The following is a 15,209-nucleotide window of genomic DNA, read 5'->3' on the forward strand; positions in this document are numbered from 1 at the left end:
ATTGTGATCTGAAATGGTGCAGGGGACTTCGTTTGGGTCGCATAGTGGTTCAGGTTGCGATCGACCGTTCGGGCCTTCCGCGGGAGGGCGATACCCGGCTTCTCGATCGCATGGCGCCGAACACGACGGGTGTGAAGACTTCGCGTGTGCGGCGCCCCATGCTTCGAGCGAACTCTCCGAAGGAGGCAGGCCCATGCGCGGTACGCGCAGCGCCAAGTGGGTGGCAGGTGCGATAGGCGTGGCTCTGGCCGCGACCGCCTGTGGTGGCAGCGACGACAGCGGCAACGGCAACGGCAACGGTGGCGGCGGTGAGGGCGGTGGCTCCGCGTCGGCGGTCTTCTCCGTCGACGCCGGCGAGCCCCAGAACCCGCTGATCCCGACCGACACCAACGAGCAGTACGGTGCCCTGGTCATCGACAACGTCTTCGCCAACCTGGTCGACTTCGACGACGAGGGCGACCTGGTCTACACCGCCGCCGAGTCCATCGAGGCCAACGAGGACGCCACCGAGTGGACCGTCACCCTCCGCGAGGGCTGGACCTTCCATGACGGCGAGGCCGTGACCGCCGAGTCCTACGTCAACGCGTGGAACTGGGCCGCCCAGCTGTCCAACAACCAGAAGAACAGCTACTGGTTCGCGGACATCGAGGGCTACGACGAGGTCCACCCGGAGGAGGGTGACGCCACCGCCGAGGAGATGTCCGGCCTGGAGGTCGTCGACGAGCTGACCTTCACCGTCACCCTCTCCTCCCCGGTCTCGTACTTCAACTACAAGCTGGGTTACAACCCCTTCACCCCGCTGCCCAGCAGCTTCTACGAGGACACCGAGGCCTTCGGCCAGAAGCCGATCGGCAACGGCCCGTACAAGTTCGCTTCCTGGGAGCGCGACTCCAAGATCACCCTCGAGGCCTACGAGGACTACGCGGGCGAGAACAAGGCGCAGAACGACGGCGTCGAGCTCGTCAACTACAACAACCTCAACGCGGCCTACAACGACCTGCTCTCGGACAGCCTCGACATCCTGCGTCTGGTCGACCCCCAGAACCTGCCGGTCTTCAAGGACGACCTGGGCGACCGGGCCATCTCCCAGCCGTACATGGCCAACCAGACCCTGGTCCCGGTCTTCTACAGCGAGACCTGGGAGGACACCGACCCGCGCGTCCTGCAGGGTCTGTCGATGGCCATCGACCGCGAGACCATCGTCTCCACCGTGATGAACGACTCGGTGACCGTCGCGACCGGTTTCGTCGCCCCCGGCGCCATGGGCTTCCAGGAGAACGCCGGCGGCGAGGTCATGGAGTTCGACCCGGAGCGCGCCAAGGACCTCATCGATGAGGCCGGTGGCGTCCCCGGTGACGAGATCACCATCCAGTACAACGCCGACGGTGGTCACGAGGCCTGGGTGACCGCGGTCTGCAACAGCATCCGCCAGAACACCGGCGTCGAGTGCACCGGCGACGCCAAGCCGGACTTCCAGACCGACCTCAACGCGCGTGACGCGCAGGAGGTCGAGTCGATGTACCGCGGTGGCTGGATCGCCGACTACCCGCTGAACGTCTCCTTCATGAAGGAGCTGTACGGCACCGGTTCCTCCGCCAACACCGGCTTCTTCTCCAACGAGGAGGTGGACGCCCTCTTCGCCGAGGGTGACTCCGCCGCCTCCCTCGAGGAGACCGTGGCCGCCTACCAGGAGGCCGAGAAGGTGCTCTTCGAGCACATGCCGGCCATCCCGCTGTGGCACCAGGGTGTCAACGGCGGCTTCTCCCAGAACGTGGAGAACGTCCGCTTCAGCGTCACCGGTCAGCCGATCCTGACCGAGGTCACCGTCAAGTAAGGCCGCACCGACGGGCGCCCCGGCACCCGGGGCGCCCCCGGCCACGGCCCCACCCGGCCGTGGGCCGCGGAGAGCGACGGGCCGCACCACCCGCACCCCGGGCGGGCGGCCCGTCGCTCCCGTGATCCGACACATCCGAGTTGGAGGAACGATGGGGCGCTATGTCGTACGCCGACTGCTCCAGATGATTCCCGTCTTCATCGGGGCCACCCTGTTGGTCTTCCTGATGATGTACGCACTGCCCGGCGACCCCGTTCGGGCCCTGTGGGGCGAGCGCAGCGTCGACCAGGCGCAGATCGCGGCGATGAAGGCCGACCTGGGTCTGGACCTGCCGCTGTGGCACCAGTACCTCAACTACCTCCTCGGGCTGCTCCAGGGGGACTTCGGTACCCAGATCGCCAGCGGCCGTCCGGTGATCGACGTGATCACCTCGGCGCTCCCCGCGACCCTGCGGCTGACCGCGCTGGCCTTCCTGATCACCGTCGTGCTGGGTGTGGGTCTCGGCGTGATCGCCGGTCTGCGCCGCGGCGGCAAGACGGACCGGATGATCCTGTTCGTCACCCTGCTCTTCATCTCGGTGCCGGTCTTCGTGATCGGTTACCTGTACCAGGTCTTCTTCGCGCACAACCTCGGCTGGGCCCGCCCCACCGTGCAGGACCCCACCGCCTGGAGCCAGTTGATTCTCCCGGCCATGGTCCTGGCCTCGCTCTCGCTGGCCTACGTGGCGCGTCTGACCCGCACCTCGGTCGCCGAGAACAAGCGCGCCGACTACATGCGCACCGCCCGCGCCAAGGGTCTGACCGGCCGCCGCGCGGTGAGCGTGCACCTGATGCGCAACTCCCTCATCCCGGTGGTCACCTTCCTGGGCGTGGACATCGGCAACCTCATGGCCGGGGCGATCGTCACCGAGGGCATCTTCAACGTCAACGGCATCGGCAGCGCCGTCTACCGCGCGCTGTCCTACCGCGAGGGGGCGACGGTCGTCGGCATCGTCACCTTCATGATCCTCGTCTACCTCGTCGTGACCCTGCTCGTCGACCTGCTGTACGCCGTGCTGGACCCGAGGATTCGCTATGCCTGACGTCCCGATGAAGGCCACCCCCGAGGCCGCCTCCCTGAAGGCCACCCAGCCGGCGGTGCCCGCGCCGATCGACGCGCAGCCCGAGTCCGGGCCCGCGCCGGGCAAGCCGCGCAGTCTGTGGTCGGACGCCTGGCACGACCTGCGCCGCAAACCGTCATTCCTGATCTCCGCCGGGTTGATCCTGCTCTTCCTGACGATCGCGGCGTTCCCCGGCCTGTTCACCGACATGAGCCCGCGCGACGGCGACCTGACGCAGTTCTACCTGCAGAAGCCGCAACTCACGCACTTCTTCGCACCCGAGTGGCTCGGGTACGACGCGCAGGGCCGCAGCATCTACGCCCGCATCATCCACGGCACCCGGGCCTCGATCATCATCGGTCTGACGGTGACCGCGATCGTCTTCGTGCTGGGCAGCCTGGTGGGGATGCTCGCCGGATACTTCGGCGGCTGGGTGGACACCGTGCTCTCCCGCATCGTGGACACCTTCATGGGCATCCCCTTCCTGCTGGGCGCCATGGTCATCCTGGTCTCCTTCGACGTGCGCGGCCCGCTGGTGATCTCGCTGGCCCTCGCCGTCCTGGGATGGACGACCATCGCCCGGGTGATGCGCGGTTCGGTCATCCAGGTCAAGCAGGCCGACTACGTGCAGGCCGCCCGTTCACTGGGCGCCGGTACCTCCCGGATCCTGCTGCGACACATCCTGCCCAACGCCATCGCTCCGGTGATCGTGGTGGCGATGATCGCCCTCGGCGGCTACATCTCGGCCGAGGCCACCCTGTCCTACCTGGGTATCGGCCTCGCCGACCCGGCGGTCTCCTGGGGTGGGGACATCAACTTCGGCAAGGACTCGATCCGGGTCGCCTCGCACGTGTTGATCTTCCCCTCGATCATGCTCAGCACCACGATCCTGGCGTTCCTGATGATGGGCGACGCCGTGCGCGACGCCCTCGACCCCAAGCTGCGCTGAGGGAGGCGTACCGCATGAGCGACCGTACCGAACGGCCGACGGCCGACGAGCCGAACGCGACCACCGGCACCACCGGTCCCGTCGAGGCGTCCCCCTCCGCGGCCGGGACGGCCGGGACGACCGGGGAGACCGACCTCGAGAAGGGCGCCCGGACGGCGGAGGGCGCCGCCGGGGGCACCCCACTGCTGGAGGTCCGTGATCTGGCGGTGGAGTTCCGCACCCGGGAGGGGGTGGCGCGGGCGGTCAACGGGGTGAGTTACTCCGTGAACGCCGGTGAGACCCTGGCGGTGTTGGGTGAGTCGGGGTCGGGGAAGTCGGTGACCGCGCAGGCGATCATGGGCATCCTGGACACCCCGCCCGGCCGCATCGCCGGCGGCGAGATCCGCTTCCGCGGCGAGGATCTCCTCACCCTCTCCGAGGACAGGCGTCGCGCGATCCGCGGTGATCGCATCGCGATGATTTTCCAGGATGCCCTTTCCTCTCTCAATCCGGTGTTGTCGGTGGGGTATCAGTTGGGGGAGATGTTCCGGGTTCATCGTGGGGCTTCGCGTCGGGAGGCGCGGGATCGTGCGGTGGAGTTGATGGATCGGGTGCGGATTCCGGCGGCCCGGGAGCGGGTGAATGATTATCCGCATCAGTTCTCGGGTGGTATGCGTCAGCGGATCATGATCGCGATGGCGTTGGCGTTGGAGCCGGATCTGATCATCGCGGATGAGCCGACGACGGCTTTGGATGTGACGGTTCAGGCGCAGGTGATGGAGTTGCTCGCGGAGTTGCAGCGGGAGTTCCGGATGGGGCTGATCCTGATCACGCATGATTTGGGTGTGGTGGCGGATGTGGCGGATCGGATCGCGGTGATGTACGCGGGTCGGATCGTGGAGACGGCTCCGGTGAAGGAGTTGTACGCGGCTCCGGCGCATCCGTACACGAAGGGTTTGTTGGAGTCGATTCCGCGTCTGGACCACAAGGGCAAGGAGTTGTACGCCATCAAGGGCCTACCGCCGAGCCTTACGGCGCTGCCCGCCGGCTGCTCCTTCCACCCCCGCTGCCCCATGGCCGAGGAGCGCTGCACCACCGAGAGCCCGCCGCTGCACACCGTCCTCGACACCTCCGAGGCCCCCGTCCCGGGACGGGACAGCGCCTGCCATTACTGGAAGGAGACCCTCCATGGCTGACACCGCGCGCGAGCCCATTCTCGAGGTCCGTGACCTGGTGAAGCATTTCCCGTTGACGCGGGGTGTGTTGTTCAGGCGGCAGGTGGGTGCGGTCAAGGCGGTGGACGGTATCTCCTTCGAGTTGTTCCGGGGGGAGACCCTGGGCATCGTGGGGGAGTCGGGGTGTGGGAAGTCGACCGTGGCGAAGCTGTTGATGAATTTGGAGCAGCCGACGTCGGGTGGGATCTTCTACAAGGGTGAGGACATCACGAAGCTGTCGGGGCGGGCGCTCAGGGCGGTGCGGCGGAACATTCAGATGGTGTTCCAGGATCCGTACACCTCCTTGAATCCGCGGATGACGGTGGGTGACATCATCGGTGAGCCGTTCGATATTCATCCGGAGGTGGCGCCGAAGGGGGATCGGCGGGCGAAGGTCCGTGAGTTGTTGGACGTGGTGGGGCTCAATCCGGAGTACATCAACCGGTATCCGCACCAGTTCTCCGGTGGTCAGCGGCAGCGGATCGGGATCGCTCGGGGTCTGGCGCTGAATCCGGAGATCATCATCTGCGACGAGCCGGTCTCGGCGTTGGACGTGTCGGTGCAGGCCCAGGTCATCAACCTGATGGAACGCCTCCAGGACGAATTCGAACTGAGCTATCTGTTCATCGCCCACGACCTGTCCATCGTCCGGCACATCTCCGACCGCGTCGGCGTGATGTATCTCGGGCGGATGGCCGAGATCGGGACGGACCGGGAGATCTACGATCACCCGACCCACCCGTACACGCAGGCGCTGCTCTCCGCGGTCCCGGTCCCCGACCCCGAACTGCGCGATCGCCGGGATCGGATCATCCTCCACGGCGACGTGCCGTCCCCGGCCAACCCGCCCTCCGGCTGTCGCTTCCGCACCCGCTGCTGGAAGGCCGAACAGCGCTGCGCGGAGGAGACCCCGCTGCTGGCGGTGCCCGAGGTGCTGCGCGACGCCGAGGGTCCGGTGCGCCACTCGTCGGCCTGCCACTTCGCCGAGGAGCGCACGGTGGTTCCCACCTGAGGAACCCCTCCGCGTGCCCGCCGTCACGGCCGGCACCGCGCGATCGTTTGGGCCGTCCACTTCAGCCGCCTGCCGCCTGCCGCCTGCCGCCTGCCGCCTGCCGCCCGCGCCCCGTCACCGTGCCCGGCCGCCGGTCGCCGGTCGCCTCCGGCATCCGCACCCACCCCCTCTCATGGGGCATTCGAGGGTTTTTCGGGATGAAATCACCGGGCCCGCCCGCCCTCCTCCCCCCGACCCGGTCCGTCGGCCGTTCTCATGGGGACTGAATGTGATCATCGGTCATCCAGGAGGCACTCCATGCGCCCAGCAGGTCGGCCCCACCGAATCCTGGTCGGGGCGACGGCCCTCGCCCTCGCCCTCGCGGCGTGCGGCGGGGGTGACGACGGGGGAGGAGGTGAGGCCGCGCAGAACAGCGGTGACCTGATCCGTGCCTCCTGGGGGGAGCCGCAGAACGAACTCGAACCCGCCAACACCAACGAGGTGCAGGGCGGCAAGGTCCTGGACATGGCCTTCCGGGGCCTGAAGCGCTACAACCCGGAGACCGCCGAGGCCGAGGACGCCGTCGCCGAGTCCATCGAGACCGACGACCAGCAGACCTTCACCATCACCCTGAACGAGGACTGGACCTTCCACGACGGCACGCCGGTCACCGCCAACTCCTTCGTGGACGCCTGGAACTACGGTGCCAACATCGAGAACGCGCAGATCGGCAGCTACTTCTTCGAGTTCATCCAGGGGTACGACGACGTCCACCCCACCGATGAGGGCGCCGAGCCGACCGCCGACACCATGAGCGGCCTGGAGGTGATCGACGACCACACCTTCACCGTCACGCTCGACGAGCCGTTCTCGCTGTGGCCCGAGACCCTCGGCTACTCCGCCTACGCGCCCCTCCCCGAGGCGTTCTTCGAGGACCGCGAAGCCTGGCTGCGCCAACCGATCGGCAACGGCCCCTACCGTATCGACACCTACGACCCCGGCCAGGGCATGACCCTCCTCCCCTTCGAGGAGTACGCCGGGGACGACGGGGCCGACAACGACGGTGTGCAGTTGGTCGTCTACACCGACAACTCCACCGCCTACACCGACCTCCAGGCCGGGAACCTCGACGTCATCGACGACATCCCCGCCGCCCAGCTGCGGAACGCGGAGCAGGACCTCGACGGCCGATACATCAACGAGCCGGCCGGCATCATCCAGACCGTCTCCTTCCCGCTCTACGACGAGGCGTGGGAAGGGGAGGAGGCCGCGGCGATCCGGCGTGGGCTGTCGATGGCGATCAACCGCGAGGAGATCACCGAGCGGATCTTCCAGGGAACCCGCACCCCCGCCACCGACTTCACCTCGCCCGTCCTCGGCGAGGCCGGCGGCTACGACGAGGAGCTGTGCGGCGAGGTCTGCGAGTACGACCCCGAACGCGCCCGCGAGCTGATCGAGGAGGCGGGCGGACTGCCCGGAGGCACCGTCACCCTCAGCTCCAACGTGGACACCGGATCCCACCGGCAGTGGATGGACGCCGCCTGCAACAGCATCAACAACGCGCTCGGCGACACCGGGGCCTGCACCGTCACCCCGGTGCCGACCTTCGCCGACTACCGCAACCGGGTCACCGGGCGCGAGATGACCGGCATGTTCCGCACCGGCTGGCAGATGGACTACCCGCTGATCCAGAACTTCCTGCAGCCGATCTTCTACTCGACCGGCTCCTCCAACGACAGCGGCTACGACAACCCGGACTTCGACGAGCTGGTGGACCGGGCCAACCGCGCGGACGACGACGAGGAGGCCGTGGACCTCTTCGACCAGGCACAGGCACTGCTGGTCGAGGACCTGCCCGCCATCCCGCTGTGGTACCAGAACGGCATCGCCGGCTACTCCGAGCGGGTGGACAACGTCACCCTCAACCCGTTCTCGGTCCCCGTCTACACCGAGATCACCGTCAACTGACCGGGGGTGGGCCGGGGGCCGGGCACCCGCCCGACCCCCGGCCGTCCCGTTCCCCCGTCCCCGAGGAGGGCCCGTGGGGCGTTACGTCGTCCGGCGCCTGTTCCAGATGATTCCGGTGTTCATCGGCGCCACCTTCCTGATCTTCCTGATGGTCTACGCGCTCGGCGACCCCGTCGTCGGGCTCTTCGGGGACCGGGCCCCCGACCCGGCCACCGCCGCCCGTCTGCGCGCCGAGTTCAACCTCGACCAGCCCGTGTGGCGTCAGTACCTGCTCTACCTGGGACAGATCCTCACCGGCGACTTCGGCACCGCCTTCAACGGCCAACCCGTCATCGAGCTGATGGCCCGCGCCTTCCCGATCAGCTTCCGGCTGATGCTGGTGGCCCTCGTCTTCGAGATCCTGCTGGGCATCACCCTGGGGGTCGTCTCCGGTCTGCGCCGGGGCGGTGGCGTGGACACCACCGTCCTGCTGCTCACCCTGGTGGTGATCGCCATCCCCACCTTCGTGCTCGGCACCACGCTGCAGTTCTTCCTCGGCGTGGAACTGGACTGGATCAACCCCGCCGTGGGCCCGGAGGCCCGACTGGACGAGTTGATCGTCCCCGGCATGATCCTCGCCCTGGTCTCGCTGGCCTACGTCACCCGTCTGACCCGCACCTCGGTCGCCGAGAACAAGCGCGCCGACTACATCCGCACCGCGATCGCCAAGGGCCTGCCGCGCCGCCGGATCACCACCCGGCACCTGCTGCGCAACTCGCTCATCCCGGTGGTCACCTACCTCGGCGCCGACATCGGCACCCTGATGGCCGGGGCCATCGTCACCGAGCGCATCTTCAACATCCAGGGCGTCGGCTACCAGCTCTACCAGGGCATCCTGCGACAGAACTCACCCACGGTCGTCGGCTTCGTGACCGTCCTGGTGCTGATCTTCCTGCTGGCCAACCTGCTCGTCGACCTGCTGTACGCCGTGCTCGACCCGAGGATCCGCTATGCCTGAGCAGCGCGACACCCCCGGTCCCCTCGCCGCGCGGGAGGAGGCCGGCGCCGAGGCGCTGATGGTCTCCGCCACCCCGGAGGAGACGACCCGCAGCCTGGGTTCCGACGCCTGGCACGACCTGCGCCGCAACCCGATCTTCATCGTCTCCGGGCTCCTCATCCTCTTTCTGGCGGTCATCGCGATCCACCCCTCGCTGATCGCGACCCGGGACCCGCTCTTCTGCGAACTGGGCCGTTCCCTGGACGGCCCCGCTCCCGGCCATTGGTTCGGCTTCGACGCGCAGGGCTGCGACGTCTACACCCGCACCGTGTACGGGGCGCGGGCCTCGATCGCGGTCGGGGTCTGCGCCACCCTCGGGGTGGCGCTGCTCGGCGCCGTGATCGGTGGTCTCGCCGGCTTCTACGGTGGGATCTGGGACTCCCTGCTCTCCCGCGCCACCGACATCTTCTTCGCCATCCCGCTGATCCTGGGCGCGATCGTCTTCCTGAGCATGATCACGCTGACCGGCATCTGGCCGGTGGTGCTGGTGATCGCCGTGCTCGGCTGGCCGCAGATCGCCCGCATCGCCCGGGGGGCGGTGATCACGGCCAAGCAGCACGACTACGTCCAGGCGGCCCGGGCCCTGGGGGCGGGGAACGGCCGGATGCTGCTGCGGCACATCCTGCCCAACGCGGTGGCGCCGGTGATCGTGATGTCCACGATCATGCTCGGCACCTTCATCGCGCTGGAGGCCACGCTGAGCTTCCTCGGAGTGGGGCTCCAGCCCCCCACCGTGTCCTGGGGCGCGGACATCTCGGCCGCCTCGGACGGTATGCAGTTCCGCAACGCCCCGCACATCCTGCTCTACCCGGCGGCGGCGCTGAGTCTGACGGTCCTGGCCTTCATCATGATGGGCGACGCCGTGCGCGACGCACTCGACCCCAAGCTGCGCTGAGGAGGGACGGGGATGTCACACGACGCGGGCGCGGCCGACACCGCGGATGCAAACGGCGCCGTCGGGGGCGCCCCGCTGTTGGAGGTCCGTGATCTGGCGGTGGAGTTCCGCACCCGGGAGGGGGTGGCGCGGGCGGTCAACGGGGTGAGTTACTCCGTGAACGCCGGTGAGACCCTGGCGGTATTGGGTGAGTCGGGGTCGGGGAAGTCGGTGACCGCGCAGGCGATCATGGGCATCCTGGACACCCCGCCCGGCCGCGTCGCCGGCGGACGGGTGCTGTTCCGGGGACGGGACCTGCTGACCGCCCCGGAGGAGGAACGGCGCCGCTTGCGCGGCGAGCGAATGGCGATGATTTTCCAGGATGCCCTTTCCTCTCTCAATCCGGTGTTGTCGGTGGGGTATCAGTTGGGGGAGATGTTCCGGGTTCATCGTGGGGCTTCGCGTCGGGAGGCGCGGGATCGTGCGGTGGAGTTGATGGATCGGGTGCGGATTCCGGCGGCCCGGGAGCGGGTGAATGATTATCCGCATCAGTTCTCGGGTGGTATGCGTCAGCGGATCATGATCGCGATGGCGTTGGCGTTGGAGCCGGATCTGATCATCGCGGATGAGCCGACGACGGCTTTGGATGTGACGGTTCAGGCGCAGGTGATGGAGTTGCTCGCGGAGTTGCAGCGGGAGTTCCGGATGGGGCTGATCCTGATCACGCATGATTTGGGTGTGGTGGCGGATGTGGCGGATCGGATCGCGGTGATGTACGCGGGTCGGATCGTGGAGACGGCTCCGGTGAAGGAGTTGTACGCGGCTCCGGCGCATCCGTACACGAAGGGTTTGTTGGAGTCGATTCCGCGTCTGGACCACAAGGGCAAGGAGTTGTACGCCATCAAGGGCCTACCGCCGAATCCGCTGAACATTCCACCGGGGTGCCCCTTCCATCCGCGCTGTCCGCGGGCCGTGGATATCTGCGTGCGGGAACGCCCCGCCCTGGAGCCGCCCGCCCCCGGCCGCACCAGTGCCTGCCACTTCCGCGAGGAGGTCATCGATGACCGTGCCTGATCCGGAACCGGTGCTGCGGGTCCGTGACCTGGTGAAGCATTTCCCGTTGACGCGGGGTGTGTTGTTCAGGCGGCAGGTGGGTGCGGTCAAGGCGGTGGACGGTATCTCCTTCGAGTTGTTCCGGGGGGAGACCCTGGGCATCGTGGGGGAGTCGGGGTGTGGGAAGTCGACCGTGGCGAAGCTGTTGATGAATTTGGAGCAGCCGACGTCGGGTGGGATCTTCTACAAGGGTGAGGACATCACGAAGCTGTCGGGGCGGGCGCTCAGGGCGGTGCGGCGGAACATTCAGATGGTGTTCCAGGATCCGTACACCTCCTTGAATCCGCGGATGACGGTGGGTGACATCATCGGTGAGCCGTTCGATATTCATCCGGAGGTGGCGCCGAAGGGGGATCGGCGGGCGAAGGTCCGTGAGTTGTTGGACGTGGTGGGGCTCAATCCGGAGTACATCAACCGGTATCCGCACCAGTTCTCCGGTGGTCAGCGGCAGCGGATCGGGATCGCTCGGGGTCTGGCGCTGAATCCGGAGATCATCATCTGCGACGAGCCGGTCTCGGCGTTGGACGTGTCGGTGCAGGCCCAGGTCATCAACCTGATGGAACGCCTCCAGGACGAATTCGGCCTCTCCTACATGATGATCGCGCACGACCTCTCGGTGGTGCGTCACATCTCCGACCGGGTGGGGGTCATGTATCTGGGAAAGCTCGTGGAGATCGGGACGGACCTGGAGATCTACGATCACCCGACCCACCCGTACACCCGGGCGCTGCTCTCCGCGGTCCCGGTCCCCGACCCCGAACTGCGCGATCGCCGGGAGCGGATCATCCTCCACGGCGACGTGCCCTCGCCCACCGACCCGCCCTCCGGCTGCCACTTCCGCACCCGCTGCTGGAAGGCGCGGGAACGGTGCGCCCGGGAGGAGCCGCCACTGGCCGTGCCGGAAGGCTTCGAGGAGGCGGAGGGCCCGGTGCGCCATCCGTCGGCCTGTCACTTCGCCGAGGAGAAGCCCCGGGGGGCGGGGGCCTGAGGCCGCGGTGGACCCGGCTCCCGTCGTCTCCCGTCCCGGCGCGACCACGCGCGCCGGTCGACCGCCATCCGTTCTCCGGAGAGGAGGGGTCGGACACGGGAACGGGACGGACATCGGTCCGCCCCGTTCCCGTTCCACGGCACCCGCACGGCCGTACACCCAGCAGTCTGTGGTGTCCGCATATCGGTACCGGGTCCACGGGGTTGCCGCCGTGTAAATCACCGATGCGCCCGATACATGGGGGTTTTCCGGAGGTTGGGTGTGTCAAATGTGTTATCAATGTGATCAAATTATGTGCCCATTCGGGGGCGATCCGCCGGAAACGACCGGGAACCGGGTTGAGCCGGCGTGATTCCGACGGGGCAACCGGGGGGAGGGTCGGTGCGCGCAAGTCCTTCGAGGGTGTGCGCCCCCGGCTTGCTTCCGTGCACCGGCCCGTGACGTCTCACGGATAGTTATGATCACTCGCGATGAGTGGGTAGAACCCTCGTGCTCTCCCGCTCCCGTGCGGGGGCGCCGACCGCCGTCGGCACCCGGCGCGGACCCGACCCGATCCCGACCCCCGCTTCCCCCGATCGCTCGTGGAGGTACTCGCCGTGGCCCTCTCCGTATCCGCGGTGCTCCTGCTGGGTATCGTCGTCTTCCTGCTGATCAAGAAGCAGGGTCTCAAGGCGCTGCACGCCGTGGTCTGCATCATCCTCGGCTTCTACCTGGCCAGCTCCAACCTGGCGCCGACCATCAACGAACTGACCAACAGCGTCGCGGGCATGATCAACAACCTGAGCTTCTGATCCGGGGGGAGCCGGATCGTCCCCTCGGGGCGGTCCGGTCCGACCCGATCGGTGGGCATAGGCTCGTCTCATGAACACCGGTGCCCCCGGGGTGCTCCTGGTCCACGCGCACCCCGACGACGAGACCATCACCAACGGCGTCACCATGGCCGCCGCGGTGGCCGCCGGCCGACGGGTGACCCTCGTCACCTGCACCCTCGGCGAGGAGGGCGAGGTCATTCCCCCGGACCTCGCCCATCTGGCTCCCGACCGGGAGGACCGTCTCGGGTCGCACCGGGTCGGGGAGTTGGTCGCCGCGATGGCCGAACTGGGTGTCACGGACCACCGTTTCCTCGGCGGCCCCGGCCGCTGGCGCGACTCCGGGATGATGGGCGCCCCGCAGAACGAGCACCCCGACTCGCTGTGGCGTGCCGATGACGACGAGGCGGCCGGGGCGCTGGCCGCGATCATCCGTGAGACGCGCCCCGCCGTCCTGGTCACCTACGACCCGAACGGCGGTTACGGGCACCCCGACCACATCCGCGCCCACCGCCTCGCCGACCGCGCCGTCGAACTGGCCGCCGCCCCCGGCCCCGACACCCACCGGGTGCCCCGGGTCCTGTGGACCTGCGTGCCGCGTTCCGTCGCCGAGACGGCCCTGTCCGCCCTGCGCGCCGCCGGACCCGGCCGGTTCGCCGGGATCGCCGACCTCGACGCGATCCCCGGAGTGGTCGACGACGAGCAGGTCGTGGTCACGGTCGCCGGCGGTCCCCGCGAGATCGCCGCGAAGAAGGCCGCCATGCGCGCCCACGCCACCCAGATCGATGTGGGGGAGGAGGAGGTCGAGGGGGTCGGTCCCGTCTTCGCCCTCTCCAACGGACTGGTCCAACCGCTCTGGACCACCGAGTGGTTCCGTCTCGGGGCCGGTTCCCCGCCCCCACCCGGCGCGGACGACCCGTGTGCCGGGTTGGAATCCTCCGCCGACTCCGCCGACTCCCCGGGAGGGGACCGGTGACCACCCTCCGCTTCCTCGGATACGCCGGACTCCTCCTGCTCGGCGCGGTGGTGGCCGCCGCCGGCGCCATCGTCCAGGGCGCCGCCTCCCCGCTCGGACTCGTGCTCGCCCTCGCGGCGGGCGCGGGCGCCTGCTGGGGTGGCGCGCTGCTGCTCGGCACCCGTGCCGGTGCGGCGCTGCCCGCCGCCGGGTGGGGGCTGACCGTGTTGCTGCTCACCCTCACCCGCCCGCGCGGCGACTTCGTCTTCGCGGCGGGGGCGGGAAGCTACCTCTTCCTGTTCGGCGGGATGTTGCTGGTCGCCTGCTGCGCGGCGCTCGCCCCCGTCCGGCACACGGCGTCCGCGCCCGCACGCCCGCTGTTCGCCCCCCGCCGACCGGTGTCCGAACGTCGGGGGGAACCCCGCCCACCGCGCCGGTGATTCCCGGACGGCGGATTCCGGCGTTCGCCGCTCCCGTTGACGCGCGGAGCCCGGGCCGGACGCGTGTGGTGACGGCCCGCCGACTCCCGGTGGACCTCCCGCTGACGGTTCGTCGTCCCCCGGTTTTTCCCCGGCGTCCTCCGTGCCCGGGGAACGCACCCGGGCCTCCCCCGGACGGGTACCGGGGCGGCCGGCGCACCCTCCCGGGCCGGGTAACGTGGTCGGGTCGATCGCCCGTCAACTCCCCGGGGCCTCCGGGGTGATCGGCGCGCCCCCGAGCCTCCGGGCCTCCTCCGGGAACCCGCGGTGGGCGTCGCCGCGTCCCCGCCGGGGAAACCCGTCGCGTCCGTCGCGCCCCCGACCACCGGGTTCGCGTCGACGTTCGACGAGGGTGGACAATCCCGTGCTCGGGAGATACCACGAACCGCACCCCAGTATGGTGGGGCTCGCCGTCCGGCTCCGGCTGCGCGCCGGGTCGGTTGGTGACACCAATCGGGAGAACCTGCCTTGAGTCGTGAAACAGACACCCCGGCCCCCGGCCCCGCCGGCCGCGAGCCGTACGGCCGGCCCGGTCCGGCCGACGCCGGTGACGGGGACGTCGCCGGCGCCCCCGCGGAGAAGAAGACCGAGACCACGGTGACGACCCGGATCCGGATCAACATCCCCGGTTCCCGGCCGATCCCACCGGTGGTGGTGCGCGAGCAGGTCACCGACACCGGCCCGGCCGTGTCCGGGACCGAGGGCGGTGGGTCCGAGGGAGCTCCGCCCCCCGCGCCCCCCGCCTCCCCCGAGCGGCCGGGCGGCACCGCTCGTCCGGCGGGCGGCACCAACGGCGCGGGCAGGAAGACCAGCTCCTGGTTCGAGCCCCGCAAGTCCGGGCCCCCCGGAGCCACCCCGCCGAGGGGCACTCCCGCCCCTCCGGTGGGCGGTGCGGCCGGCGGTACCAATGGCGTGGGGATC

Annotated in this window: 13 protein-coding genes and 1 pseudogene; all 14 read left to right on the top strand. The window is 69.0% G+C overall.

Annotation, left to right across the window (positions count from 1 at the left end):
• Positions 1 to 193: 193 nt before the first annotated feature.
• Positions 194 to 1,834 carry an ABC transporter substrate-binding protein gene (locus tag LZF96_RS18860; RefSeq protein WP_233873905.1) on the top strand — a complete coding sequence of 547 codons (1,641 nt, stop codon included), beginning with the start codon at positions 194 to 196 and terminating at the stop codon, positions 1,832 to 1,834.
• A gap of 151 nt (positions 1,835 to 1,985) precedes the next feature.
• Positions 1,986 to 2,915 (top strand): ABC transporter permease, encoded by a 930-nt coding sequence (locus LZF96_RS18865; protein ID WP_233873908.1) that lies wholly within the window; start codon positions 1,986 to 1,988, stop codon positions 2,913 to 2,915.
• On the top strand, positions 2,908 to 3,882 hold the full coding sequence (locus LZF96_RS18870) for an ABC transporter permease (RefSeq protein WP_233873911.1): 975 nt from the start codon (positions 2,908 to 2,910) through the stop codon (positions 3,880 to 3,882). The genes LZF96_RS18865 and LZF96_RS18870 overlap by 8 nt, the downstream gene beginning before the upstream one ends.
• A 14-nt stretch (positions 3,883 to 3,896) precedes the next feature.
• Positions 3,897 to 5,057, top strand: a complete 1,161-nt coding sequence (locus LZF96_RS18875; protein ID WP_233873915.1) for an ABC transporter ATP-binding protein — start codon at positions 3,897 to 3,899, stop codon at positions 5,055 to 5,057.
• A complete protein-coding gene (locus LZF96_RS18880) occupies positions 5,050 to 6,087 on the top strand; it encodes an ABC transporter ATP-binding protein (RefSeq protein ID WP_233873918.1) in 1,038 nt (345 codons plus the stop codon). The genes LZF96_RS18875 and LZF96_RS18880 overlap by 8 nt, the downstream gene beginning before the upstream one ends.
• A gap of 297 nt (positions 6,088 to 6,384) precedes the next feature.
• Positions 6,385 to 8,034, top strand: coding sequence for an ABC transporter substrate-binding protein (locus LZF96_RS18885; RefSeq protein ID WP_233873921.1), 1,650 nt, complete (start codon positions 6,385 to 6,387; stop codon positions 8,032 to 8,034).
• Between the two features lie 73 nt (positions 8,035 to 8,107).
• On the top strand, positions 8,108 to 9,031 hold the full coding sequence (locus LZF96_RS18890) for an ABC transporter permease (RefSeq protein ID WP_233873924.1): 924 nt from the start codon (positions 8,108 to 8,110) through the stop codon (positions 9,029 to 9,031).
• Positions 9,024 to 9,965: an ABC transporter permease gene (locus tag LZF96_RS18895; RefSeq protein ID WP_374203273.1), complete on the top strand. Its 942-nt coding sequence runs from the start codon at positions 9,024 to 9,026 to the stop codon at positions 9,963 to 9,965. Before LZF96_RS18890 ends, LZF96_RS18895 begins: the two co-directional genes overlap by 8 nt.
• Before the next feature lie 12 nt (positions 9,966 to 9,977).
• Positions 9,978 to 11,018, top strand: a complete 1,041-nt coding sequence (locus LZF96_RS18900; protein WP_233873926.1) for an ABC transporter ATP-binding protein — start codon at positions 9,978 to 9,980, stop codon at positions 11,016 to 11,018.
• Positions 11,005 to 12,045: an ABC transporter ATP-binding protein gene (locus tag LZF96_RS18905; RefSeq protein WP_233873929.1), complete on the top strand. Its 1,041-nt coding sequence runs from the start codon at positions 11,005 to 11,007 to the stop codon at positions 12,043 to 12,045. Before LZF96_RS18900 ends, LZF96_RS18905 begins: the two co-directional genes overlap by 14 nt.
• A gap of 596 nt (positions 12,046 to 12,641) precedes the next feature.
• Positions 12,642 to 12,836, top strand: coding sequence for a hypothetical protein (locus tag LZF96_RS18910; RefSeq protein WP_233873931.1), 195 nt, complete (start codon positions 12,642 to 12,644; stop codon positions 12,834 to 12,836).
• 70 nt (positions 12,837 to 12,906) lie between these two features.
• Positions 12,907 to 13,830, top strand: coding sequence for an N-acetyl-1-D-myo-inositol-2-amino-2-deoxy-alpha-D-glucopyranoside deacetylase (gene mshB, locus LZF96_RS18915; RefSeq protein WP_233873933.1), 924 nt, complete (start codon positions 12,907 to 12,909; stop codon positions 13,828 to 13,830).
• Positions 13,827 to 14,249, top strand: a complete 423-nt coding sequence (locus LZF96_RS18920) for a DUF6113 family protein (RefSeq protein ID WP_233873935.1) — start codon at positions 13,827 to 13,829, stop codon at positions 14,247 to 14,249. The genes mshB and LZF96_RS18920 overlap by 4 nt, the downstream gene beginning before the upstream one ends.
• Positions 14,250 to 14,756: 507 nt before the next feature.
• Positions 14,757 to 15,209: pseudogene (locus LZF96_RS18925) on the top strand (hypothetical protein); the annotation flags it as partial.

This window comes from Streptomyces sp. ST2-7A (assembly GCF_021390475.1).
Classification (GTDB): domain Bacteria; phylum Actinomycetota; class Actinomycetes; order Streptomycetales; family Streptomycetaceae; genus Streptomyces.

Excerpts from the sequence above, each read along its gene's own strand:
- LZF96_RS18870 (WP_233873911.1), top strand. The coding sequence starts at position 2,908 with ATGCCTGACGTCCCGATGAAGGCCACCCCCGAGGCCGCCTCCCTGAAG.
- LZF96_RS18905 (WP_233873929.1), top strand. The coding sequence starts at position 11,005 with ATGACCGTGCCTGATCCGGAACCGGTGCTGCGGGTCCGTGACCTGGTG.
- LZF96_RS18895 (WP_374203273.1), top strand. The coding sequence starts at position 9,024 with ATGCCTGAGCAGCGCGACACCCCCGGTCCCCTCGCCGCGCGGGAGGAG.
- mshB (WP_233873933.1), top strand. The coding sequence starts at position 12,907 with ATGAACACCGGTGCCCCCGGGGTGCTCCTGGTCCACGCGCACCCCGAC.
- LZF96_RS18860 (WP_233873905.1), top strand. The coding sequence starts at position 194 with ATGCGCGGTACGCGCAGCGCCAAGTGGGTGGCAGGTGCGATAGGCGTG.
- LZF96_RS18865 (WP_233873908.1), top strand. The coding sequence starts at position 1,986 with ATGGGGCGCTATGTCGTACGCCGACTGCTCCAGATGATTCCCGTCTTC.
- LZF96_RS18875 (WP_233873915.1), top strand. The coding sequence starts at position 3,897 with ATGAGCGACCGTACCGAACGGCCGACGGCCGACGAGCCGAACGCGACC.
- LZF96_RS18900 (WP_233873926.1), top strand. The coding sequence starts at position 9,978 with ATGTCACACGACGCGGGCGCGGCCGACACCGCGGATGCAAACGGCGCC.
- LZF96_RS18880 (WP_233873918.1), top strand. The coding sequence starts at position 5,050 with ATGGCTGACACCGCGCGCGAGCCCATTCTCGAGGTCCGTGACCTGGTG.
- LZF96_RS18885 (WP_233873921.1), top strand. The coding sequence starts at position 6,385 with ATGCGCCCAGCAGGTCGGCCCCACCGAATCCTGGTCGGGGCGACGGCC.